The following is a 22,624-nucleotide window of genomic DNA, read 5'->3' as shown; positions in this document are numbered from 1 at the left end:
TTCATATATTTTTTCCATGTAAATTACATTTTATTATAAAATATTCCTTTTTATGGTCAAATAAACTGTAATTACTCCTTATTCATGAAAGCATTAATATATGTCCATTTCTCTTCCCTCTATGATGCAAGCGGTAATCTTTGATCAACCGGGTAATCCAGACGTTTTGAAATTATCCAGTATTCCCATTCCCTTACCAAGAAGAAATGAAGTTTTAATAAAGGTTGAAGCTGCCGGTATCAATCGTCCTGACATCGTTCAAAGACAGGGCAATTATCCGCCTCCCAAAAATGCAAATCCACATTTGGGTTTAGAAATAGCAGGAGAAATTGTTTCATCCCCATCAAATTCCCATTTTTCCATCGGAGACAAAGTTTGTGCATTAACAAATGGTGGTGGATATGCACAATACTGTTCTGTCCCCTACGTACAGTGTCTTCCATGGCCCAAACAATATAACGCTATAAAAGCGGCGGCTTTACCTGAAACTTTTTTTACAGTTTGGACAAACCTTTTTGCAATCGGCAATCTGAAACCGAATGATTCCCTTCTAATCCATGGCGGCAGTGGCGGAATAGGCACTACCGCAATTCAATTGGCCAAAGCTTTTGGAGCAACCATTTATACGACTGTTGGCACTGAAGAGAAAGGGAGTTTTTGTAAAAAATTGGGCGCAACTGACTTTATAAATTATAAAAAAGATAATTTTTATGAAAAAATAAAATCGCTTACGAATAAACAAGGTGTTAATCTGATTTTAGATATTATGGGCGCTTCTTATTTCAGTGATAATATTAAATCTCTCAGTGAAGAAGGACGTTTGGTTATCATATCATTCCAAGGAGGTATAAAAGCGGAAAATGTGAATCTGGGATTGATCGCCATGAAGCGTGTTACTGTTACAGGCAGCACTTTAAGACCTCGTGATACAAAATTTAAGGGAAAAATCGCACGCGCTTTACATAAACATGTATGGCCACTTTTAGATACCGGAATTATTGAACCTCAAGTTTTCAAGATTTTTCCATTTGAACAAGTCAGAAAGGCGCATCAATTGATGGAAAGCAATAAGCATATCGGAAAAATTGTTCTGGATCTATCACAATTTTCTGATTAATTTTATAATGTTAAAGGGTTACGTTTATTCAAAGGTTTTGATTGCTCAACAGCTCGCCATAAATACCATGCCCCGATTGTCCTGAATGGACTCCATATCCTGGTGGCAATTTCCAGTTGTTTGGGTTTAGGCTGCAGTGCAAGATTTTTACAAATACGCCACCCTTCCCTAATTCCAAAATCATCTTTTGGCATGATATCCATACGACCAAGTGTAAAAATTAAAAACATTTCAACCGTCCAGCGTCCAATTCCCGGCAGAACGGTTATACGGTCAATAAGATCTTGATCTGATAAAGTTAAAGCCTCTTCATAGCTTGGAACAATACCATCCAGGGTAGCCATGGCCAAAGCGTATAGGGAATCGATCTTGCGAAATGAAAAGCCGCAATCTCGTAATTGATCTGGGTTTAATTTTAATAAAGTTTTAGGATCTGGCAAAGCTCCTGAATTAGCCAATTTCAACCTGTTTAAAATAGCGTTCGCTGCATTTGCGTGCAATTGCTGCCCCGCTATGGCCTGTAATAAGGCATCATAAGGCGTTTTCCTATCGATTTTCAATCGACAGGGTCCTTCTTTATCAATAATTTTTGCTAGATCTTGATCTGTTTTTTCAAGAAACCACATTCCCTGTTCAATGTCAGATGATGATTTGATCATTAAAATAGTCATTATCTCATATCCAGTTTAATGACACGATAATATGTAGAAATAATATTAATTATTATTTTAATCGAAGATTTATTCTTTTTTAGATTACATTATGTTAAATAGATAAAGTTTTAGTCAATAAACATTCCATCCGAAGAAAATTACAGTCGAATGAACATTGGTAGACACCCTTCCCCAATATCTGGCAAACGAAAAGGCAAACGTCATTTATATTGGAATTTGGTTCAAAAATCAGATCGATCAGTAATTCATCATCAATCGGTATGCCATTTAAAACCTTCCCTGCTGGATCGCCCTAAAAATTATAACCATTTATTGAAAGGCTTCAAACTTCTTCGCAAAGAACCTTTCAATAGCAATTTTAGACTTTTTGATAATATTGACAATAAACTTGAGAAAATTATAACAGGTCGATTTTTACACTATTCAATAGATAAAAATTCCTGTCTTCATGTTCCTGACCAATCAAAAAAACATCCTTTTTTTTTAGATTTTACCACTTCCCTTTTTTTTCATGGAATTATTGTACTTCTTATTTTTGTGGGAAGCCTCTATATAAATCACAAAAATACCAATCCATATGGAAATAGTAGTCAGGGTAAACCAGTAGATGTCGTTTTTCTACCTCGATCAACAGGACAATCAGGATTAAAAGGTGAAGGATATAATGGGGAATCGGCCCCAAGCAAGGCGATTTCTCCCCCTCCCATTCCTGATTCGCTTCTTGTACCTCCAAAAATAGCCTCAGTTCCACAACCCGATGAAAACCCATCTGAAAACAGAATAACAGTTCCACAACCCGATGCGGAACCAATACCATCCAAAAAAGAAAAATCGAGACACAAAAACAGGAAAATCAATTTAAATCAAGAACATAAATATTTTTATAAAAATATTCCCCCACGGATCAAAAGAAAAACTGCTCATCCCGTAAGATCTCAATCACCTTTTGAAAACCTGACAAACTTGGATTTTAATGAAAATCCAAACGCTTCTCATCGCAGAATGGCAAAAATAAGACCCCAGGGGTCACGTTCAGCCATTAATATGTCCACTGGTCCTCTAGTCAAAAATGGTAAAATCAATACTCCATATGCAGATAAATTTACTATTAAAGGGGTAAGTTCCGATTACAGTGATTTAATTGCAGCCTGGATCCAACAACATATGTATTATCCACCTGATGCTATTCGTAAAGGAGAAGATGGCAGTCCTTCCGTTCATGTCGTTATCAGCCGGGATGGACAGGTTCTCTCGATAAATCTTACCAACTCCTCAGGTTCTGACTCTCTGGATGCGGCAATCCTTGGAATGTTCAGAAATGCACAACTACCCAAAATCCCTCCGGATCTTCCAGATCATTTTGATATGGATTTAAAAATCAATTATATTTTATTGCGGCAATGAGTTGTATTCTATTTTATTTTATTTTATATCAGGCAAAAAAGTGTCCAGCTCCCCCTGGAAACGAATGGGGAACGTACGTTTTGCCAATCCCGTTGCATCATCTATTTCAATGAATAATCCACAAATAGTGGCTGATCCTTCGGCTGGCTGAAAACGATATCCAGGCATTTTTGTAACAAAACGGTTAATGGCCGCTTCTTTCTGCATACCGATGACACTGTTATAATCCCCACACATACCCGCATCCGTTTGATAGGCAGTACCCAACGGCAAAATCCGATAATCAGCGGTAGGAACATGCGTATGCGTTCCTATAACCGCAGAAACTTTTCCATCCAGATAATATCCAAGAGACATTTTCTCACTTGAAGCCTCGGCATGTATATCTATCAATATGGCATCTACTGTTTCACCCAAGCGATAAGATATCAAAAGAGTTTCAATCATTTTAAAAGGATCATCAAGCGGATCCATATATAGACGACCCATTGCATTGATAACCAAAATTTTTTTTTCATCCTTTGTAAAGGAGATATAATAGCCTTGTCCCGGAGTCCCGATGGGATAGTTAATAGGTCTGACTATACGTGGATCCTGTGCGATATAGGCAATCAGGTCTTTACGATCCCAACTGTGATTACCTAAGGTAATAACATCGACACCCGCCCTGAAAAGATCCTGTGCGATAATAGGAGACAACCCAAATCCATGACTGGCATTTTCTGCATTTACAATAACCTGATCCAAACTTAGTTTAGATCTTAACATGGGCAATTCTTTTATAACGGCTTCTCGACCGCTACGACCTACTATATCCCCTAGAAAAGCAATACGCACCTTTAATCCTTCTGACTGTAAATAATCTCTGTTTCAGTAATAATCGTTTGTAAAGAACAATCAAATTTTTCAACCGGTACGGTTGATACCTCTTGATAGGAAAAAGCAATACCAGCGGTTTTAACCGTCGGATAAACAGCCAATGTTCTATCATAATACCCTCCACCATAACCCAATCGGTTACCCTTCCGGTCAAATGCAAGTAAGGGTAGCATAATTATCTGGGGGTGCATGATTTCCGTATCTGGATATAAGGTTTTATACCGTCCAGGCCTCAACTGCACTTCCGGATACCATAAGTGAAACTGCAAGGCCAATCCCACCGGTGGCGTTTCGGGTAATAGAATACGATATCCCTGCCGATATAATTCATGCAAACTATCCCGTATGTCCGCTTCAAATTCAAGAGGCCAAAAAAACGCAACTTTCTGACTACGAAAATGTTTTTTATGAATATACTGAACAATATTTCGATTTAACTGTTTATTTTTTTTTTGCTGTAAAATTTGATTTTCAATTCTTAATTGCCGCATTTTTTGTCGCAGCATTTTTTTTTGATTTGAAATATTTTGCATCTATGTCTTTTAATAAAAATAAAGAAGCCGCCATAGCCGTCGAACTGTCAGCTCTTCCGGACCTGCAAATACAGGTGGGTGCCAGAATAACGAAACCACGATTACGTCAGCGCCAGCTCCCTTGGAAGAAATTATCGGCCCAGGAGATGAACTTTCTAACGAACCAGGCAGCCTCCATTATATATTTAGGCTATTTCAATCCTGTCTGCAATAGTCTCCGCCCGTTCGGAGAAATATTTTAATTGTTCTTGCAATTCACGGTTCTTGTTTCTTAAAACCTCAATCTCATGCTCATTTTGTTTCTTTTCCAATACATTCAATTGATTAGTTATGTCATGAAGCTTATCCGCCATAATCAGGCTTGCCAGAGCCAACAAGCGTCCCTCACCACTCTGACCCCCTATCTTTCGTATCATATCTATATGTTGTTCAACAATATTGGCCATTGCCTGTAAATGACCTTCCTGCCCATCCTCACATCCAACTGTATAATTAAAACCATTAATGGAAATTGTTACTTGCGCCATTCTTTCATCTCTAACGATCTTGTTAATTTTATTTTCCAACTAATCCACTTTTAATAATACATCTTTTACCTGGGTAATTAAAATGTCTAAATTTGCTAAAATTTTATCTGCATTTTTATTTGAATTTATAAAATCAGGTGAAGATAATTTTTTGTCTAAAAAAAATTCTATTTTATCAAAGGCCTTTTCAAGCTTTTTATCTGATGAATCCTGATTATTTCCCTCTTCAGAATTGTTTATGGACAATATATTTATTTTTTCTGAATTGTTTTTATTATCAGATTCAATTGTACTAATGATTTCATGCGTTTCCATGTTATTACACCTTATATGATATCCAAATAATAAAAACCTTTTTATTTTTTAAAGGTAATTATCAATTAAATACTTAAAAAAAGACACTTATCCAAAATGCAAGCCCATAAATTCACTTTTATATCACAAAAAAATATAATTTTCTCATTTAATAAATACACTACTGATACAAATGCATACTTTTTTACCGTCAATCATTTATCCCAATTTTACTTTATTAATTCACATATTAAAAATAATTACTGCCCTATAACTTTCATCTCTCCCCAGAATGCTGTTGCTTATATGGGTGTACGCTGGTGGATGCAACTTATAAAATTTGGCAAACAACTTTTTTCAAATCCAATTGATGATGCACTCGATTGCTACGATAATGCCGGATTGGCATTGGCGGCTTTGAGACTTGGCCAAAAAAAAATACTCTTTAATTCAAAATCAAAACAGTTTAACCTCCTCAAAAATCGTGCGGACTCACTTCAAGCGATTATTTTAACCAAACGTTCAGAAAGTTTTGACTTGACCGAATTAAGATTCTCTTACTTCTAAGTAATGATTATTTCATATTACAAAAAATCACATAAACTTAATTTTACTATCCTTTCTGGAAAAGAATATTATAATTTTTCACTTCTCTAATGATTTGTTTTTAGGTTTAACAATGAAACTAACCCCTCAAATTAAACATATTCTTAATAATTACGAAAGTGATAGCCCGGTAACAAAACGTAATCTTGCACGGTTGTTAATGCACGGTAAACTATCGGGAACAGGCAAACTTATTATTCTCCCTGTTGATCAAGGGGTAGAACATGGACCAGCAAGATCATTCGCTGTCAATCCAGCGGCCTATGATCCTCATTATCATTATGAACTTGCCATTGACGCAGGATTGAACGCTTATGCTGCTCCATTGGGAGCGTTGGAATGTGGGGCCGGCATCTATGCCCATCAAATTCCAACCATTCTTAAACTTAACAATGCAAATTGCCTGAACAATGCAAAAAATCAGGGAATAACAGGTTCAGTTAAGGAAGCTCTCCGTTTAGGTTGTGTCGGTATCGGATATACAATATATCCCGCAAGTGATTATTTTTATGATCAAATGAGAAATCTTCAGGAAATTATTGAGGAAGCAAAATCCGTTGGATTAATTTCAGTCATTTGGAGTTATCCACGCGGCCCCTCACTGGATAAAGATGGTGAAACAGCCATTGACGTCTGTGCCTATGCCGCACATATTGCCGCTCAAATGGGTGCCCATATTATTAAAATTAAGCCACCCACGGCTCATCTACATTTGCCTGAAGCCAAAAAAGTGTATGAAAAAGAAAAAATTGACATTTCCAGTTTAACCAAACGCACTGAACATATCATGCAATCCGCTTTTGCCGGACGTCGATTGGTTATTTTTTCAGGCGGAACCCATACCTCGGAAAAAAATCTTTTAGAAACATATCAATCACTAAAAGATGGCGGTGCAAACGGAGCTATAATTGGACGTAATGTCTTTCAGCGCCCACGTCATGAAGCCTTAGAAATTTTAAATAAACTTGTTGATATCTTTAAAAAATAATAACTATAGTTTGCATATAATATAAAGGCGTTTTATTACATAATTAAAACGCTTTTATTAATAAATAATTTATTATTCCTTCATTATAGTATCTTCAATAAAAAATTTGGGACGCTTTTTTACTTCCATATAAATTTTTCCGATATATTCACCTATAATTCCCAAAGAAAAAAGTTGCACTCCACCTAAAAAAAAGATTGATATAAGAACAGAAGCCCAACCCTGAACAACATAGCCCATCATTTTTTCAGTCAATATATAGCCAATTGCAATTAGTGAAATAAAACAAGTTATAAATCCAATAAAACAAATTATTCTCAAAGGTATTATTGAAAAAGAGGTAATCCCTTCTAGTGCAAGTCCTAACATCTTCTTCAATGGATATTTTGATTCACCCGCCAGACGTTCACTTCTTGTGTAATAGACCCTGGCTTGTTTGTAACCAAGTAAAGGTATCAAACCACGTATATATATATTACGTTCTTTGAATTTCAGCAGACTCTGCAAAGCACGATAACTTAACAGACGATAATCCGCATGGTTGGCAATTTGTTCAACCCCCATTTTTTCCATTAATTGATAAAATAAAATTGCGGTTCCTCTTTTAAAAACAGTATCCGTGGAACGATCCTTTCTGACGCCATAAACAATTTCAAATCCCTGTTTATATTTTTCAACCATTTTGTCTATACATTGTATATCATCCTGCAAATCTGCATCGATACTGATACATATGTCCGTATCAACCGAAGATAAACCCGCTATCAGTGCAACTTGATGCCCACAATTTCTGGATAATTTTATTCCTCTTACACAGGATAATTCACGTGAAGCCAGTATAATTTGCTGCCAACTATCATCTTCACTTCCATCATCAATAAAAAGAATATAGCTATTTTCCTTGATTTTTTTTTCTTCAACCAAGCAATTGAGAAAGTTTTTTAAAATATTTAAACTATGTTTAAATATCTCCGATTCGTTATAACAAGGCACGATCAGAGCTAATGAGGGAATTGTCTCTTTGTCCATATTTCACCCCGCTTTATAAAAATCCCTTTTATCTTCCATTCTCATACAATAACATCAATGTATTATTTATTTCATGACCCAGAATTTATTAATAAAAAAACTATTCAAAGTATAAACGACCATTCCAATCAATTGGGCAAAATAGGCTTTTAAATTAGAAGATATCAAAATAAAATCTAAGAATATTTTCATCCCTAAGAGGTTTAAAAAATAACAAAGTAAAAAAGTTATAAAAAATTTTGAAAACCTTAAAACAGTTAATTGTACTGAAAAAGTAAATAATGAATTTAAAATAAAACTTAAAATAAATCCAAAAATATATCCAATAATATTAGCCAAATACAAATTGACTTTAAAATATATAAGAATAAAACTAATACCTAAAGTTAAGAGGGTATTCGCTATTCCAACAACGATATATTTAGTAAAAGTGACCAACATTATTTTCATTAAAACAGAAATGGAACATTATTTATTCTTTATACATATCTATATCTTTTTATTAAACAGGTTCTAACCTATCTTTTTATCAAAAACAATCCAATATCGAATTAACAAGATAATGTCTAATTGCCAGTTATACTTATTAACACCACCCCAACTTAATCCAGAAAAATTTAAACCCTTACTCGTTGAAGCCCTTGAAGCCGGACCTATTGCAGCTGTTCAACTTCGTTTAAAAAACGTCACGGACCTTGAAATATGCCAAGCAATTGAAATTCTTAAACCTGTCGTTCAGGAACGTGATATTGCTTTTATACTTAATGACCGTCCAGATCTGGCAAAAAAATTTGAATGTGATGGTGTTCATATAGGTATGGAAGATATGCCTATACAACAAGCCCGACAAATTGTTGGGGATCATTTACAATTAGGTGTTTCCTGTTACGACAGTAAAGACTTGGCAATGCAAGCTGGTGAAAGCGGCGCTGATTATATTGCCTATGGCGCCTTTTTTCCTTCACCAACCAAAAATACAGAAATTCGCACTCCTGTTGAACTCTTAAAATGGTGGTCAGAATTAATGGAACTTCCTGTAGTTGCAATTGGCGGCATTACACCTGAAAATTGCAAACCCCTTGTAAAGGCTGGCGCAGATTTTCTTGCTGTTATAAATGCTGTATGGGGACATGCTGAAGGTCCAGCCCAAGGAATCAAAGAAATGTTAAAATCTATAAATGAGGCTGAGCAAGAATAACCATTCCTATAATTAGTAATAATAATAAATCTGCAATTATCTTGGATAAAATTATTAACTAAAAAAAATTTCTTAAAACGATAATACTAGGTTTGTTTTTACTACAGGCTTTAAAACGGGAATCGATAACTTTGTATCCATCTATAGGTACACATGCGTTACTAAAAAAATCGTTGTTTTTTCTTTAATAATACCGACATAAGCAACATCCAGTTTTTTTAAGAGGGAGAATATCCAATACGAATTAAATCATTTCTGAAATCATAATTATGAACTGCTAAATACAATGCTGAAACTTGATCAATTGCTGTTTTTTGCCAAAAATGATTAAACGAGTATTATGTTTTATCTGTTTAATTTTTTAACGTATATCACGATCGATTTGATTCTGGTATGCCCACGCAATGAAAGGGATAGAAATATAGAAAACTATATAAAAAAAATAATACGAACCTATATTTGAAAATGACTTTCATACCTTTTATTGCGATTTACAAAATTTCTTTCAATTATGGAACAACATTTAGTAAATCCTGAGTCACATATATGAAACCATTGGCCTGGGGAATACCATTTACCCAGATTTTATTTCTCTCTCCAACCTTGTTTTTAACTATCAATTGCTGTTTAGTATCGTCCAAGGAAATATATAATGGATCATTATAATAGGTTGTTAGAGTGTAAGTTCCATTATGTTGCAATACCAGTTTTTTAAGATATTCAGGTGAATAACTTCCAAACACTATTGTATACCCCATCAATCTTTTCAAATAAGATTCATTCTGAACGTCCATCAATGAACCATTCACAAAAAATTTAGGCTTTTCCATTGGTGCATTTGGTACTGCAAAAAGCGTATAGGGACCCCGACGTTCAATAATCGATAACAGACCTGTTTTCCGCAATGCCGCCGTATAATCCGCCAACACGATAGAAGCTCTTACTGTTTGATCCAATGATTCGTCAGCATAAACAGGCATATTAGGCACTGGAAATTCTTTAACATTATTGTAAGAAGGAATAAAATAAAGTTTTGTGCTCCCTTTCGTATAATATGTATCAACTTTGGCAGTATGACGGCAATACCAGGATGGGCTCCCATGCCATTGACATTCTCGTTCATGCTCGGGGACACCACTATTGGAACAATTAACTAATGAGAGTAGTCCTATAAAACCACAAATTTGAATTGAAATTTTTTTTAAATAATTTTTATCAGCCCAATTACCACCGTTTAAATGTCTCATCCTGTCAAAATCCTTATATTAAATTCTTACTCTTGCCAGCGTTTAATAAACATTAGACATAATATCTTTATGATTTAACTTGTAATAAACATTTCGACAAGCATTCAATCATTTATTTCTATCAATAAAACTACGTTATTCATACCCATAATATATTCTGTATATTGGTCACACCTGTTGCCAACATGACCAATCGATCTACACCCATGGCAATTCCCGAACACACAGGTAATTTTTCAAGTGAAAGCAATAATTCCTCATCCATCTCCCAATATTTCATTTCAGGATATAATTCAGAACGACGCTGACGATCGTAAACAAATCTTTTTCTCTGCTCCAGTGGATCGGTCAATTCTTCAAATGCATTTGCCAGTTCCAAACCTCCTGCATATAATTCGAATCGCAAAGCCACCCGCGGATCCAAGGGATCCTTTTTTGCCAGGGCTGCTTGGCTTAAAGGCCAATGGGTCAGGAACGTTGGATTTTGTCTTCCTATATTCGGTTCGACTTTTTCCAATAGAAGACGAAAGAACAAATCTTCCCATGTTTCATTATTCCTTGCATCAACCTTTGCCGCCTTTGCCAATAAGGCAACATCTTCAGGAAGATCAAGCAAGTCAATACCAACATAAATCTCAAAGGCTTGTTGAATTGTCAGACGTTGAAACGGTTTGGTAAAATCAAGCTTGTAATGATTATAATCAATATAAGGTGGCAATAACCTCTTTAACAGCAATTCTGATTCATCCATAAGATCACCAAGGGAACAGTTTGGTCTGTACCATTCCAACATCGTGAATTCTGATGAATGAATATTACCTCCCTCCTGATTTCTCCAAACCCGTGCCAATTGAAAAATAGGCTGATGAATTTCTGCCATTACCTTCTTCATGGAAAATTCTGGACTGGTATGAAGAAAGAGATTGTGTTTTTCTCCTTGAGGAGTTTCATATACCGAATGAAACGGATGTAAATGGACTTCCTCCCCAGGAGTTTTGACCAAATAAGGCGTTTCAATTTCCATGTATCCTCGAGCATCAAAAAAACTGCGAATGGATTTCATGATCCATTGACGACGTTTCAATAAAGGTAAACGATCGGCTATCGATACTCTAAGATCAGACATAATATTGCAGGGTTCCTTATTATGTTGAGAAATTTATTTATGTCTTTAAATATGTAACAATTTAAATTAAATAAAAGCTTTCCTCTTCAAAGCAAGAAAAAATTCATGACATCAAAAACACTTCGAAATGTTCAGGATTTAATTGATTCCAGGCTAATTGATCAAACCATTAGAAAGCCTCTGCAAGAATTGGAACAGTTTTATGCCACCGCCATTTCTCCTGAAATGGTGAATCTTATTCATGATTTTGAAAAGAATGACCCCAACCCAATCGGTCTACAATACATTCCTCATCCTGATGAATTGAAAATTACCCCGGATGAAATGCATGATCCCATTGGAGATGAAGCATTATCACCAATCAAAGGGATTGTTCATCGTTATGAAGACCGTGTATTATTGAAACCTCTACAGATTTGTCCTGTCTATTGCCGCTTCTGTTTCCGCAGGGAACATGTTGGCCCAGATCACGGTTTACTTAATGACAGAGAATTGATTGCAGCACTTCAATGGATTGAAAAACATTCCAAAATTCGTGAAGTTATTCTTTCAGGGGGCGACCCCTTTATTCTTTCGCCACGCCGAATGAAACTGATTATACAAGAAATAAATAACATACCGCATGTTTCAACCATACGGATTCATACACGTGTCCCCTTTTCCGCACCCTCTCTTATGAACAAGATCTTTATTGAAAGTCTGGACACAGACAAGGCGCTATGGATCGTTGTTCATGCCAATCATCCAGCTGAATTTACCCCTTACGCATTCAAGGCCATTCGCAGTTTGCTCTCGAGAGGGATACCTCTTCTTAGCCAATCCGTATTATTGAAAAATGTGAATGATAATATTGATACGCTGGAAAACCTATTGAGATCTTTTGTTGAATGGCGGATAAAGCCCTATTATTTACATCAGCTGGATAAAGCGCCTGGCACCAATCGATTTTATGTACCCATTAATAATGGACAGGAATTACTTCGTGCATTAAGAGGGCGCGTTACAGGTATAGCTTGGCCTACCTATGTTCTTGATATTCCTGGAGGGTATGGAAAAGTTCCATTGGGACCAGACTATTATGATCCCGAAAAACCATCCTCGATTCTTGACCCTAAAAATCATAATCATAAAATTTAAATTATATCTTGCAGCAACGCCTAGTCCATTTTATATAAAAAGAACGATAAACCGTCTTTTTAGAATTTTAATCATCAGAGAGTATTATGAAACAACAGGCAAACCAAATCCGTGCAGGTCAGGTTATTGAACATGATGGACGTCGGTGGTCTGTCCTTAAGCAGCAAATCATCACACCTGGTAAAGGCGGTGCCTTTATTCAAGTCGAAATGCGTGATCTTAAAACAGGCAACAAAACCAATGAACGTTGGCGTACTGCCGATACCGTCGAACGTCTGTTAACCGAAGACAAAGAATATAATTACTCTTATGAAGATGGTGATAATCTTGTGTTCATGGATCCGGAAACTTTTGAACAATTTATGTTGCCAAAAGATATACTTGGGGATCAGGTTGCGTTTCTGCAGGATAATATGAAGGTCATAGTCAATTTGGTTGAGGGCGATCCCATTTCCGTCACATTGCCCCCTCAGGTAACCTTGGAAATTGTTGAGGCCGAACCTGTGGTAAAAGGTCAAACAGCAAGTTCTTCCTATAAGCCCGCCATGTTATCCAATGGTGTAAAAACAATGGTTCCCCCTTTTATCGAGGCTGGAGAAAAAATCGTTGTACGAACAGAAGATGGCAGCTATGTTGAAAGAGCAAAAAATTAGGCTTTTTTATAGTTTTAAACCTAAACCATTTTTATTTTGATCTAAAGAAAAGATGTCAAATCTTAGTCAATTAAGAAAGACATCTTTTTAAATTTGTATTATTAAGTTAGGTTAAATACTAACTGAAAAATTCAAATGCCTTTTATAAATTCTAGGAAAAATTAATGGCGATTCGACTTTCCCCTCATATGACCGTAATGCAAAATGCAGCACAAAAAGCTGCACGCACGCTTCTTCGTGATTTTAATGAAGTTGAGATGTTGCAAGTGAGTGTCAAAGGTCCCGGGGACTTCGTATCGCAGGCAGACCTAAAGGCCGAATCGACTATTAAAACAGAACTCAGTAAAGCGAGACCCGGATATGCCTTTCTTATGGAAGAAAGTGGTGCCTCAGGGGGAGATAACTGGAACTGGCGCTGGGTTGTAGATCCTCTTGATGGAACAACTAATTTTTTACATGGAATTCCACATTGGGCAATTTCCATAGGCCTTCAGAAACGTAATGATAAAGGGCAGGTTGAAATCGTTGCCGGCGTTATTTATAATCCGGTTGCCAATGAAATGTTTTGGGCTGAAAAGGGTGTCGGCGCTTTTCTGAATGAACGTCGCCTTCGCGTTTCCTCTCGACGAGACATGTTTCAGGCTGTACTTGCCACTGGCATTCCTTTTGCCATTTCCGACATTAATAAACAGGAAAAATTTGTAAAAATCCTTAAATCAGTCATGCCAAAAATTGCAGGAATAAGACGCTATGGTGCCGCTGCCCTAGATTTAGCATGGGTTGCAGCAGGCCGTTATGAAGGTTTTTGGGAAATGGATTTAAAACCCTGGGATGTTGCCGCAGGAATTCTATTGGTCAAGGAAGCGGGCGGATATGTAACCGATCCTGAAGGAAATCCATTAGATGATCTAAAAATATCCGTTAATACCGTTGCAGGAAATGCAGCGCTTTTTCCTAAAATTAGGGAGACAATATTAGAAAACATTTCCAAACCTTGATAATTAATGATAATTAATTTTAGTTATTCTTTTATTCTAACAGGTTGAGAATTCATCAAATGTTTTTTTTATCATCTTCTGCATCGGCACTAAAAAAAAAGCATCTTTATTATTTGACCATATTTTCAACCGTATTGTTTTCTTCTTGGAATAACATGATTTTTGCCCAGGTTAGTGTCAATAATTCAGCCTTGAATAATCTAGGTCCTGCAAAAAATATCCAACCAAAATCGACAAAAAATAAAAAAGCAACTTCTATTTCCAAACACGCAAAACAACCAACAAATCCTGCCAAAATTTCACAGTCAAAACCAAAACAAACACAAGCTGCCATCCCGTCAATTCCCAATTCCCCACCTCCCAACCCTGTTTTTAGAGATCCAGAGCTAAACGTACCTTTACATCCACCAGCCCCTCCTGCCATGCCTAAGATTAATCCTAAAGCCCAAGGAAATGTCGTGGTTAATGATCAACACACCATCATTAATTTTAAGGGAGATGAATCTGAATTAAACGAAATAATGATGAAAACGGTAATGGATATGGCTAATGTACTTAAGCGGAATCCTAACGTTCAGATTTACCTTAATGCATATAGTCATGGAACTGTTGATGATATATCTACACCAAGAAGAAACGCCTTAAATCGTGGGCTTACTATACGTGCTGTCTTAATTAATCAGGGTATTCCGGCCACTCGTATTTATTTGATTGCAAAAGGCATACCGGAATCAAATACAAATGCAAATCCAGATTATGTTGAAATGGTACGTTCAGATTTAGTAAAAGACAAAAAATAACTTTTTTAAACGCATATTGTTTGAATTGTATATTCTATAAAAAATCCTCTTAAACAGAGGATTGTAAAAAGTAAAACAAATTTAGAACTAACCTTGACGTGCTTTCATACGCGGATTTTTCTTGTTGATTACATATACTTTTCCATGACGGCGAACAATGCGACAATCTTTATCGCGGAGTTTCGCAGAACGTAAACTATTTCTGATTTTCATAATTAATTCATCCCAGGCAATAAATACAAAAGTCCCTTTTTATATAAAGAAAAATTAAAAAATGTCAAATGCAAAGCGATTATTTTCTAAAGTTTAAGCTTTTGGAAAACTTTTTCAAATTGCTTGAATTCTGCCGATCTCAATGAATTTCTACGCCAGGCTAGGCCAATTGTTCTCCAGGCTGGATTTCCCTCTAAAGAACAGACAGCTACATCCTTGTTTACTATTGCACCGGATTTAATAACCATTTCGGGAATAAATGCAATTCCCAAACCGACTTCAACCATACTTATTACCGTATCCAGAGAAGAGGCGACAAAATTGTTGCTGAAATCGTTGACCGCTTTCATGGTCTGACTTTGTCGACACATATCAATGGTCTGATCGCGTAAACAATGACCATCTTGCAACATTATAATTTCTTTTGGATCAATCTGATGTAATGACACCCTATCCAAAGAGGCTAAGACATGATCCTTGGGTGTTATTAAATAGAATTTGTCTTTATAAAGCGCATAGGTATCCGCACCTCCACAGGAACAGGGCATTGCAATAATCAATAAATCAAGATATCCAATGAATAATTTTTCCATTAGATTTTCAGTTATATCTTCCTGAATAGTCAAAGTTAGTTTTGGATAGGTTTTCCGAATTTCCCTAACCAAAAAAGATAAAATATAAGGTGCAATTGTGGGAATGATTCCAAGCCTCAAAGAAGAGGAAAGTGGTTCATGCGCAAAACTTACCATTTCACGAACCGTTTCCAAACCCTGTAATGCAATTCTTGCTTGTTCAGCTATTTCCTGTCCCAATGGTGTAAATACAACCCTTTTTCCCGCTGTTCTATCCAATATAGAGACATTCAACTGACGTTCTAAACTTAAAATTCCTGCAGATAATGTTGACTGTGTGACAGAGCAGGCATTTGCCGCACGACCAAAATGATGTAATTCTGACAATGCAATAAGATAACGTAATTGTTGCGGCGAAGGGAGTGCTTCCATCGTTTTTTTCAATCATTCATTACTAAATATTTCATTTGAAATATTAGCATTTTTTACACATATTAATAGAGGAACCAAAAAAAATTTTATAATGTTATTTTATTAGGAGAAAATAATATGTTGACTGTTGGTGATCAATTTCCATCTTTTAGTCTTACAACTGTTCCTGCTGGTCCTGATGGACTGAATGGAGAATTTATAACGATCAATAATCAAAGCGACAAGGGTAAATGGAAATTATTTTTCTTTTGGCCTATGGATTTCACATTCATTTGCCCAACGGAAATCGCGGCTTTTAGCGACATGGAAACAGAATTTTCAGAACGTAACACTGCTGTTTACGGTGTATCGATTGACTCTGAATATGTTCATTTAAACTGGCGTCTTCATAATGAAACTTTAAAAAATCTGAAAATTCCAATGCTGGCTGACAACAAGCGCGAACTTTCTGCAGCATTAGGTATTCTTCATTATGAAGCTGGTGTTGATTTAAGAGCGACATATATTGTTGATCCAGAAGGGATTATCCGTCACGTCAGTGCAAATGACCTGTCTGTTGGTCGCAATCCAGAAGAATTCCTTCGCATTCTTGATGCTTTGCAAAACGGGGGTCTTTGTCCTTGCAGCTGGCACAAAGGGGATAAAACTCTTTAGTTTATCCATTGATAAATCATCAAAGCCTCTTGATCTCATATCAAGAGGCTTTTTTATTTCAATTTGCTAATAATATTATTATAATTCTTCAAAATTTTTAACATAAACATACATACCAAAGGAAACAATCTTGAAGGCTTTAATCTTGCAGCATGCTTCTTTTGAGACACCGGGTTATATTCTTGATTGGCTAAAAATACATCAATATGAAACAATTATTTTGAAATTGTACGAAATGGATGAAAAAAACATTCCTCTTTCCTATAACATCAATCTTTTAATTATCATGGGTGGTCCCATGAGTGTTCATGATGAAAAAAAATATAAATGGTTATCAAAAGAAAAACAATTAATTAAAAACTTAATAAATAAAAATATTCCAACTCTAGGCATTTGTTTGGGGGCTCAATTAATTGCTGACATTTATAATGCCCATATTACAATCGCTAAGCATAAAGAAATTGGTTGGTTTCCTATTCAGGTAATTCAATCCAAGGAGAGTAAGAAAATCAAATGGCCTGAAAATTTTGTCACATTTTTATGGCATGGTGAACAATTTGATATTCCAGCACATGCCAAATTACTCGCATTTAGTCAAGGTTGCCCACACCAGGCCTTTATGATAAAGAATAATGTAATTGGATTACAGTTCCATCCGGAAATGACTTTAACAATGATTCAAAACATGATTGAAAATTGTTATGATCAGGATAAAACCCTCTCTCCTTTCGTTCAAAGCATAAAAGAGATACTTTCTGTCCCAAAGGAATATTATTCAATAAATCATCAAATAATAGACAACATGCTTTCATATTTAACTACATAAAGTCAATACCTAGATATTATTTTCAATCACTTGTTTTAATTTCTGTAACACAAGATCCACAAGCTGATTATCCTTTGCCTCAACCATAATACGAATCAAGGGTTCTGTCCCACTTTTCCTTAGAAGGACTCTTCCCTCTTTACCCAATTTCAATTCCGCATCCCTTACGACTTTTTTAACTGCTTCGGTATTTAAAGGGTTTTTTCCGTTAAAACGAATATTATATAACTTTTGAGGAAACGGCATAAACATTCTACATACTTCACTTGCTTTTTTACCCTCTTCAATAATAACTGCCAATACTTGCAATGCAGCAATAAGACCATCACCGGTCGTTGAAAATTCAGAAAGGATCATATGCCCAGACTGTTCCCCTCCAACATTACATCCAAGTTGACGCATCTTTTCAACAACATAACGATCACCTACACAGGTTCTCGTTAATTGAATTCCGGTATCATTCAAAAACTGCTCGAGTCCCATATTGGACATCACTGTCGCTACAATTGAATGATTTTGGAGCATTTTTTTTCTATCCCAGGAAGATGCAATTAAAGCCAGAATCTGATCACCATCGATAAGCTTGCCCTCTTCATCAACCAACAGCATACGATCAGCATCACCATCGAGGGCTATTCCCAAATCAGCCTTATGCTCCAACACAGATTTGATTAACGTTTCTGGATGTGTTGAGCCACAATTTTTATTAATATTTAAACCGTTCGGTTTACATCCAAGCGATATAACTTCTGCGCCCAACTCCCACAATGCCTTGGGAGCCACATGATAAGCGGAACCATTTGCACAATCAATAACGATTTTCAAACCATCAAGGCGACACCCACGGGGAAAAGAAGCCTTTGCATGCTCAATATAGCGACCTGCTGCATCATCCAGACGTACGGCCCGACCAATATGTTCATTACCAGCCAATTGACCTGACAAATCAGATCGCATCATGGCTTCAATTTCAAGCTCCTGTGCATCGGAAAGCTTAAATCCATCTCTGTTAAAAATTTTTATTCCATTATCCTGGAATGGATTATGTGATGCAGAAATCATAACCCCAAGATCAGCACGCAAGGAGCGAGTTAACATTGCAATCGCTGGCGTAGGCATCGGACCAACCAGAATCACATCCATTCCTGCCGATAAAAAACCGGCAACCAAGGCACTTTCAATCATATAGCCTGATAAACGTGTATCTTTGCCGATCAAAACTTGATGTCTTCTATGGTCTTTTCCAGCCATGAACATCAATCCTGCAGCTTGACCAAGCTTCTGTGCCACTTCTACCGTCATAGGATCACTATTGGCTGTACCACGAATTCCATCTGTTCCAAAAAGTAATCTATGATTTTTCATTAATTTTTCCCATGTTAAACAATAAAACATCACAATTGATATGACAGAAATCAACCATATAAAGTCTGCCACATTTTCATGCTTTGTACCGCAGCGGGCACATTGTGAACACGAATAATTGAATTTCCAAAATAAAATGCTGGAGATGACGCTATCATGGTAGCGGCATCATATTTCTCAAAATTCATTTTTCCAGCAATTTCGCTAATAAAACGTTTTCTGGAGACTGCTAGAAGCAAACGGCAACCTAAGTTAGCAAAAGCGGCGAATTTTTTTAAAAGTTCCATATTTTGAAAATTATTCTTTGCAAAACCTATACCCGGATCAAGTATTACATTTTCACGACGAATACCTGCATTTACCGCTTTTTGAATTTTTCTTTGCAATTCTGCAAAAACATCAACCAAAACATTGTTGTAATTCTTATATTGATGCATTGTCTGGGGATTTCCACGCATATGCATCAAAATCACAGGACATTGAGCCTGAGAAATAACCTGTGCACTTTCCCTATCATCAAGAGCAGAAATATCATTAATTAAATCAGCTCCTGCATCTAAGGCATATTTCATTGTTTCAGCATGACGCGTATCAACAGACAAATAGGCACCACATCCTTTTAATGCTTTGACAACAGGAATAATTCTACGACATTCCTCTTTAGTTGACACAGGTTGAGAGCCAGGCCGTGTACTTTCACCACCAATATCGATTACTGTCGCACCATCCTCAACCATTTTATGAGCGGCCCGAATAGCAGTTGAACTTGAATAATGTTTGCCACCATCACTAAAACTATCAGGCGTTACATTCAGTATACCCATAATTAGAGAACCTTCAGGCAATCCAGCCAAAGGCGAGGCAGTTGTTATTTTTCTCATCTGATTAGAATATAAGGGTGAATGAAAACAATCTTTGACATACCCAATTTCCAGTTTTTGATTCTCAATTATCTCAATCATTGAAAAGGCAACTTTTTTTTCTTGACCTGCAAAAGGTAATGCAAGCTCATTTTTGATTGCAAACTGGGCTGAATTTCCAAATAAAAATCCTGTAGGATTTATAATCATATCATTCTTAACACTATAACCATGACACTGTCATCTAATATCAATCTCAAATAAAATAAGTGAAAAGAATATATTCTTTTCACTTAAAAAATAGTTTTAATCCATAAAAATTAAAATCCTAGTTATGTTCCTCAAAATTAACACCTGTTGCAGGAACAGGATTATCAGCATGACCAGCATCATCCTTTTTTATTTTATCAGAACCAACATTATCACCTGAATGATGAGCCACATCGATTGATGATCTCAATTTTTTTGTCGTGTCATCAACAAGGCTACGTTCAATTTTTTCACCGCGAAGAACCTGTCTGATTTCCTCTCCACTTAAAGTTTCATATTCCAAAAGACCTTGAGCCAATCTTTCAAGATCTTCCCTGTGCTCTTCTAACAACGCTGTTGCACGTTTATGTGCATCATCAATCAAACGTTTAACTTCGGCTTCTATTTCATGAACGGTTTCACTAGAAATATTTTTACCTTGTCCCATGGAATGACCCAGAAAAACCTCTTGTTCATTTTCAGCATAAGAAACAAGTCCAATTTTTTCACTCATACCCCATTCAGTAACCATCCGTCGTGCAAGATCCGTCGCCATTTTGATATCGCCAGATGCACCGTTTGAAACATTTTCCGGACCAAAAATCATTGATTCAGCACAACGTCCACCCATGGCAAGAACCAGTTCAGCCAAACATTTCGATTTGCTTTTTGAATAGCGATCGCCTTCCGGTAGACTCATCACCATTCCCAATGCGCGTCCACGTGGAATAATTGTAGCCTTATGTACCGGATCACATCCAGGAGTAAATAATGCGCAAATGGCATGCCCGCCTTCATGATACGCGGTCATTTTTTTCTCATCTTCACTCATGACCAGTGAACGACGTTCTGAACCCATCATGACCTTGTCTTTGGCATTTTCAAATTCTAGCATCGATACTGTTCGACGGTTTAACCGTGCAGCCAACAAAGCCGCCTCATTAACAAGATTTGCAAGATCAGCACCAGAAAAACCTGGTGTTCCACGGGCAATTACTCTTGGATCAACATCAGATGCTAACGGAACCTTTTTCATATGTACGCGAAGGATTTTTTCACGACCCCCGACATCAGGATTAGGCACAACAACCTGACGATCAAATCTTCCTGGACGTAACAATGCTGGATCCAAAACATCAGGCCTGTTCGTTGCGGCTATGAGAATTACGCTTTCATTGCTGTCAAATCCATCCATTTCAACCAGCATCTGATTTAAAGTCTGTTCTCGCTCATCATTACCACCACCGAGACCGGCACCACGATGACGTCCAACGGCGTCAATTTCATCGATAAAAATAATACAGGGAGCAGCTTTTTTACCCTGTTCAAACATATCTCGAACACGAGAAGCCCCCACTCCAACAAACATTTCTACAAAATCAGAACCTGAAATTGTAAAAAATGGAACATTTGCCTCGCCAGCAATCGCACGCGCCAATAAGGTTTTCCCTGTTCCAGGAGGGCCAACCAACAAGACCCCTTTTGGTATTCTGCCACCCAGCCGCTGAAATTTTTGTGGATCTTTGAGGAATTCAACAATTTCTTCCAGCTCGCTTTTAGCTTCATCAATTCCCGCCACATCCGCAAACGTGACACGTCCCTGTTTTTCAGTCAGCAAACGGGCCTTGGATTTACCAAATCCCATTGCCTTTCCCCCTGCGCTTTGCATATTGCGCATAAGAAGAATAAATAAACCGATAATCAGCAAGGTTGGCAATAAATTCAATACAAGCTGCCAAAAAAGATTTGGATGATTATCAACAGGTTTAACCTCTATCGTAACTTTATGGTCAGTGAGGGTTGATAAAAGCGAAGTATCCTGTGTTGGCAAATAGGTTTGAAATTTCTTGCCATCCTGACTTGTTCCAGTTAAATACCGGTCCTGTATGACAACTGATTTAACATTTCCAGCGTTAACATCGCCTAGGAATTTAGAATAACTAACTTGATTGTCCACAACAACATTACTGCTTGGTCGAAAATATCCAACCACTAACATTACTGATACAATAACGAGTATCCATAAACTTAAATTACGCCCAAAATTTTTCATTCTACTTTATATTTCCATGTTTTAGGATAAACACGTTTTTAAAAAAAGAATATTTAATATATATCATTTTATATTCTTCATATTACAATTTATCTCTTACTTAATAACATAAGAACTGAAACAAATCTTTCCTACCCTAAAAAATATTTTTCCTTAAAAATATTGAATTTAAACCGATTTATTATAAACA

The 22,624-nt window shown here is 36.5% G+C and carries 25 protein-coding genes and 1 other RNA gene; 11 read left to right on the top strand and 15 right to left on the bottom strand.

Annotated features, from left to right (window positions below):
- The first annotated feature begins 100 nt into the window (after positions 1-100).
- A complete protein-coding gene (locus GN303_RS03375; protein WP_231504065.1) occupies positions 101-1,117 on the top strand; it encodes an NAD(P)H-quinone oxidoreductase in 1,017 nt (338 codons plus the stop codon).
- A 2-nt stretch (positions 1,118-1,119) separates the two neighbouring features.
- Here GN303_RS03375 and GN303_RS03370 read toward each other — a convergent pair whose 3' ends face one another.
- Positions 1,120-1,788 carry a DNA-3-methyladenine glycosylase family protein gene (locus GN303_RS03370; RefSeq protein ID WP_231504064.1) on the bottom strand — a complete coding sequence of 223 codons (669 nt, stop codon included), beginning with the start codon at positions 1,786-1,788 and terminating at the stop codon, positions 1,120-1,122.
- 150 nt (positions 1,789-1,938) lie between these two features.
- Here GN303_RS03370 and GN303_RS03365 point away from each other — a divergent pair, with 150 nt between their 5' ends.
- Positions 1,939-3,195 (top strand): energy transducer TonB, encoded by a 1,257-nt coding sequence (locus GN303_RS03365; RefSeq protein ID WP_110438827.1) that lies wholly within the window; start codon positions 1,939-1,941, stop codon positions 3,193-3,195.
- Between the two features lie 18 nt (positions 3,196-3,213).
- Here the strand turns inward: GN303_RS03365 and GN303_RS03360 are convergent, their stop codons facing one another.
- The 5 genes from GN303_RS03360 to GN303_RS03340 all read right to left on the bottom strand — a co-directional run bounded on the left by GN303_RS03360 (position 3,214) and on the right by GN303_RS03340 (position 5,449).
- Positions 3,214-4,032, bottom strand: coding sequence for a TIGR00282 family metallophosphoesterase (locus GN303_RS03360; protein ID WP_110438826.1), 819 nt, complete (start codon positions 4,030-4,032; stop codon positions 3,214-3,216).
- A gap of 2 nt (positions 4,033-4,034) precedes the next feature.
- Positions 4,035-4,607, bottom strand: a complete 573-nt coding sequence (locus GN303_RS03355) for a 5-formyltetrahydrofolate cyclo-ligase (RefSeq protein WP_110438825.1) — start codon at positions 4,605-4,607, stop codon at positions 4,035-4,037.
- A gap of 20 nt (positions 4,608-4,627) precedes the next feature.
- Positions 4,628-4,784: non-coding RNA, 6S RNA (ssrS, locus tag GN303_RS03350), on the bottom strand.
- Between the two features lie 8 nt (positions 4,785-4,792).
- Positions 4,793-5,134 (bottom strand): cell division protein ZapA, encoded by a 342-nt coding sequence (locus GN303_RS03345; protein ID WP_110439007.1) that lies wholly within the window; start codon positions 5,132-5,134, stop codon positions 4,793-4,795.
- Between the two features lie 39 nt (positions 5,135-5,173).
- Positions 5,174-5,449: a hypothetical protein gene (locus GN303_RS03340; protein ID WP_110438824.1), complete on the bottom strand. Its 276-nt coding sequence runs from the start codon at positions 5,447-5,449 to the stop codon at positions 5,174-5,176.
- Between the two features lie 96 nt (positions 5,450-5,545).
- On the opposite strand from GN303_RS03340, the gene GN303_RS03335 reads away from it, so the two are divergent.
- Complete coding sequence (locus tag GN303_RS03335) at positions 5,546-5,995, top strand: hypothetical protein (RefSeq protein ID WP_110438823.1); 450 nt, start codon at positions 5,546-5,548, stop codon at positions 5,993-5,995.
- A 112-nt stretch (positions 5,996-6,107) separates the two neighbouring features.
- Positions 6,108-7,022: a class I fructose-bisphosphate aldolase gene (locus GN303_RS03330; RefSeq protein WP_110438822.1), complete on the top strand. Its 915-nt coding sequence runs from the start codon at positions 6,108-6,110 to the stop codon at positions 7,020-7,022.
- 72 nt (positions 7,023-7,094) lie between these two features.
- Here the strand turns inward: GN303_RS03330 and GN303_RS03325 are convergent, their stop codons facing one another.
- Positions 7,095-8,051 (bottom strand): glycosyltransferase family 2 protein, encoded by a 957-nt coding sequence (locus GN303_RS03325; RefSeq protein WP_110438821.1) that lies wholly within the window; start codon positions 8,049-8,051, stop codon positions 7,095-7,097.
- A 66-nt stretch (positions 8,052-8,117) separates the two neighbouring features.
- Positions 8,118-8,492: a GtrA family protein gene (locus GN303_RS08930; protein WP_158523873.1), complete on the bottom strand. Its 375-nt coding sequence runs from the start codon at positions 8,490-8,492 to the stop codon at positions 8,118-8,120.
- A 121-nt stretch (positions 8,493-8,613) separates the two neighbouring features.
- Between GN303_RS08930 and thiE the strand changes: the two genes are divergently transcribed.
- The gene (thiE, locus tag GN303_RS03315) at positions 8,614-9,249 is read left to right on the top strand and encodes a thiamine phosphate synthase (RefSeq protein WP_110438819.1); all 636 of its coding nucleotides are present in this window, start codon (positions 8,614-8,616) and stop codon (positions 9,247-9,249) included.
- Positions 9,250-9,758: 509 nt separating this feature from the next.
- On the opposite strand, the gene GN303_RS03310 is transcribed toward thiE, so the two are convergent.
- Both GN303_RS03310 and epmA read right to left on the bottom strand, forming a co-directional pair.
- A complete protein-coding gene (locus GN303_RS03310; RefSeq protein WP_110438818.1) occupies positions 9,759-10,496 on the bottom strand; it encodes a fasciclin domain-containing protein in 738 nt (245 codons plus the stop codon).
- Positions 10,497-10,635: 139 nt separating this feature from the next.
- Positions 10,636-11,622, bottom strand: a complete 987-nt coding sequence (epmA, locus tag GN303_RS03305) for an EF-P lysine aminoacylase EpmA (protein ID WP_110438817.1) — start codon at positions 11,620-11,622, stop codon at positions 10,636-10,638.
- A 105-nt stretch (positions 11,623-11,727) separates the two neighbouring features.
- Here epmA and GN303_RS03300 point away from each other — a divergent pair, with 105 nt between their 5' ends.
- From GN303_RS03300 to GN303_RS03285, 4 genes are all read left to right on the top strand, one after another.
- Positions 11,728-12,759 (top strand): lysine-2,3-aminomutase-like protein, encoded by a 1,032-nt coding sequence (locus tag GN303_RS03300; protein WP_110438816.1) that lies wholly within the window; start codon positions 11,728-11,730, stop codon positions 12,757-12,759.
- Positions 12,760-12,845: 86 nt separating this feature from the next.
- Positions 12,846-13,412 (top strand): elongation factor P, encoded by a 567-nt coding sequence (gene efp / locus GN303_RS03295; RefSeq protein ID WP_110438815.1) that lies wholly within the window; start codon positions 12,846-12,848, stop codon positions 13,410-13,412.
- Between the two features lie 170 nt (positions 13,413-13,582).
- Positions 13,583-14,410: an inositol monophosphatase family protein gene (locus GN303_RS03290; protein ID WP_110439006.1), complete on the top strand. Its 828-nt coding sequence runs from the start codon at positions 13,583-13,585 to the stop codon at positions 14,408-14,410.
- Between the two features lie 59 nt (positions 14,411-14,469).
- Positions 14,470-15,210: an OmpA family protein gene (locus GN303_RS03285; protein ID WP_110438814.1), complete on the top strand. Its 741-nt coding sequence runs from the start codon at positions 14,470-14,472 to the stop codon at positions 15,208-15,210.
- Positions 15,211-15,297: 87 nt separating this feature from the next.
- Here GN303_RS03285 and ykgO read toward each other — a convergent pair whose 3' ends face one another.
- Complete coding sequence (gene ykgO, locus GN303_RS03280) at positions 15,298-15,423, bottom strand: type B 50S ribosomal protein L36 (RefSeq protein WP_110438813.1); 126 nt, start codon at positions 15,421-15,423, stop codon at positions 15,298-15,300.
- A gap of 86 nt (positions 15,424-15,509) precedes the next feature.
- On the bottom strand, positions 15,510-16,427 hold the full coding sequence (locus GN303_RS03275) for a hydrogen peroxide-inducible genes activator (RefSeq protein WP_110438812.1): 918 nt from the start codon (positions 16,425-16,427) through the stop codon (positions 15,510-15,512).
- Positions 16,428-16,544: 117 nt separating this feature from the next.
- Here GN303_RS03275 and GN303_RS03270 point away from each other — a divergent pair, with 117 nt between their 5' ends.
- Together GN303_RS03270 and GN303_RS03265 are read left to right on the top strand one after the other, a co-directional pair.
- Positions 16,545-17,081, top strand: a complete 537-nt coding sequence (locus GN303_RS03270; RefSeq protein ID WP_110438811.1) for a peroxiredoxin — start codon at positions 16,545-16,547, stop codon at positions 17,079-17,081.
- Between the two features lie 235 nt (positions 17,082-17,316).
- Positions 17,317-17,907 carry a type 1 glutamine amidotransferase gene (locus GN303_RS03265; RefSeq protein ID WP_156188445.1) on the top strand — a complete coding sequence of 197 codons (591 nt, stop codon included), beginning with the start codon at positions 17,317-17,319 and terminating at the stop codon, positions 17,905-17,907.
- Positions 17,908-17,916: 9 nt separating this feature from the next.
- Here the strand turns inward: GN303_RS03265 and glmM are convergent, their stop codons facing one another.
- The 3 genes from glmM to ftsH form a co-directional block, all read right to left on the bottom strand.
- Entirely contained in the window at positions 17,917-19,272 is a 1,356-nt protein-coding gene (gene glmM, locus GN303_RS03260; RefSeq protein WP_110439005.1) for a phosphoglucosamine mutase, read from the bottom strand.
- Between the two features lie 50 nt (positions 19,273-19,322).
- The gene (gene folP / locus GN303_RS03255) at positions 19,323-20,342 is read right to left on the bottom strand and encodes a dihydropteroate synthase (protein ID WP_110438809.1); all 1,020 of its coding nucleotides are present in this window, start codon (positions 20,340-20,342) and stop codon (positions 19,323-19,325) included.
- 118 nt (positions 20,343-20,460) lie between these two features.
- Entirely contained in the window at positions 20,461-22,434 is a 1,974-nt protein-coding gene (ftsH, locus tag GN303_RS03250; protein WP_110438808.1) for an ATP-dependent zinc metalloprotease FtsH, read from the bottom strand.
- Between the last annotated feature and the right edge of the window lie 190 nt (positions 22,435-22,624).

The sequence above is a fragment of the Commensalibacter melissae genome (assembly GCF_009734185.1).
Classification (GTDB): domain Bacteria; phylum Pseudomonadota; class Alphaproteobacteria; order Acetobacterales; family Acetobacteraceae; genus Commensalibacter; species Commensalibacter melissae.
The sequence above is the reverse complement of the archived record's forward strand: the minus strand, read 5'-3'. Positions and strand labels throughout refer to the sequence as shown.

What these genes read in the sequence shown, in the direction of transcription:
- thiE (WP_110438819.1), top strand. Translation starts at nt 8,614, where the DNA reads ATGTCTAATTGCCAGTTATACTTATTAACACCACCCCAACTTAATCCA.
- GN303_RS03375 (WP_231504065.1), top strand. Translation starts at nt 101, where the DNA reads ATGTCCATTTCTCTTCCCTCTATGATGCAAGCGGTAATCTTTGATCAA.
- efp (WP_110438815.1), top strand. Translation starts at nt 12,846, where the DNA reads ATGAAACAACAGGCAAACCAAATCCGTGCAGGTCAGGTTATTGAACAT.
- GN303_RS03285 (WP_110438814.1), top strand. Translation starts at nt 14,470, where the DNA reads ATGTTTTTTTTATCATCTTCTGCATCGGCACTAAAAAAAAAGCATCTT.
- GN303_RS03270 (WP_110438811.1), top strand. Translation starts at nt 16,545, where the DNA reads ATGTTGACTGTTGGTGATCAATTTCCATCTTTTAGTCTTACAACTGTT.
- GN303_RS03275 (WP_110438812.1), bottom strand. Translation starts at nt 16,427, where the DNA reads ATGGAAGCACTCCCTTCGCCGCAACAATTACGTTATCTTATTGCATTG.
- GN303_RS03340 (WP_110438824.1), bottom strand. Translation starts at nt 5,449, where the DNA reads ATGGAAACGCATGAAATCATTAGTACAATTGAATCTGATAATAAAAAC.
- GN303_RS03355 (WP_110438825.1), bottom strand. Translation starts at nt 4,607, where the DNA reads ATGCAAAATATTTCAAATCAAAAAAAAATGCTGCGACAAAAAATGCGG.
- GN303_RS03345 (WP_110439007.1), bottom strand. Translation starts at nt 5,134, where the DNA reads ATGGCGCAAGTAACAATTTCCATTAATGGTTTTAATTATACAGTTGGA.
- ftsH (WP_110438808.1), bottom strand. Translation starts at nt 22,434, where the DNA reads ATGAAAAATTTTGGGCGTAATTTAAGTTTATGGATACTCGTTATTGTA.
- GN303_RS03310 (WP_110438818.1), bottom strand. Translation starts at nt 10,496, where the DNA reads ATGAGACATTTAAACGGTGGTAATTGGGCTGATAAAAATTATTTAAAA.
- GN303_RS03370 (WP_231504064.1), bottom strand. Translation starts at nt 1,788, where the DNA reads ATGACTATTTTAATGATCAAATCATCATCTGACATTGAACAGGGAATG.
- GN303_RS03265 (WP_156188445.1), top strand. Translation starts at nt 17,317, where the DNA reads ATGGATGAAAAAAACATTCCTCTTTCCTATAACATCAATCTTTTAATT.
- folP (WP_110438809.1), bottom strand. Translation starts at nt 20,342, where the DNA reads ATGATTATAAATCCTACAGGATTTTTATTTGGAAATTCAGCCCAGTTT.
- GN303_RS03365 (WP_110438827.1), top strand. Translation starts at nt 1,939, where the DNA reads ATGAACATTGGTAGACACCCTTCCCCAATATCTGGCAAACGAAAAGGC.
- epmA (WP_110438817.1), bottom strand. Translation starts at nt 11,622, where the DNA reads ATGTCTGATCTTAGAGTATCGATAGCCGATCGTTTACCTTTATTGAAA.
- GN303_RS03300 (WP_110438816.1), top strand. Translation starts at nt 11,728, where the DNA reads ATGACATCAAAAACACTTCGAAATGTTCAGGATTTAATTGATTCCAGG.
- GN303_RS03335 (WP_110438823.1), top strand. Translation starts at nt 5,546, where the DNA reads ATGCAAGCCCATAAATTCACTTTTATATCACAAAAAAATATAATTTTC.
- GN303_RS03330 (WP_110438822.1), top strand. Translation starts at nt 6,108, where the DNA reads ATGAAACTAACCCCTCAAATTAAACATATTCTTAATAATTACGAAAGT.
- ykgO (WP_110438813.1), bottom strand. Translation starts at nt 15,423, where the DNA reads ATGAAAATCAGAAATAGTTTACGTTCTGCGAAACTCCGCGATAAAGAT.
- GN303_RS08930 (WP_158523873.1), bottom strand. Translation starts at nt 8,492, where the DNA reads ATGTTGGTCACTTTTACTAAATATATCGTTGTTGGAATAGCGAATACC.
- GN303_RS03325 (WP_110438821.1), bottom strand. Translation starts at nt 8,051, where the DNA reads ATGGACAAAGAGACAATTCCCTCATTAGCTCTGATCGTGCCTTGTTAT.
- glmM (WP_110439005.1), bottom strand. Translation starts at nt 19,272, where the DNA reads ATGAAAAATCATAGATTACTTTTTGGAACAGATGGAATTCGTGGTACA.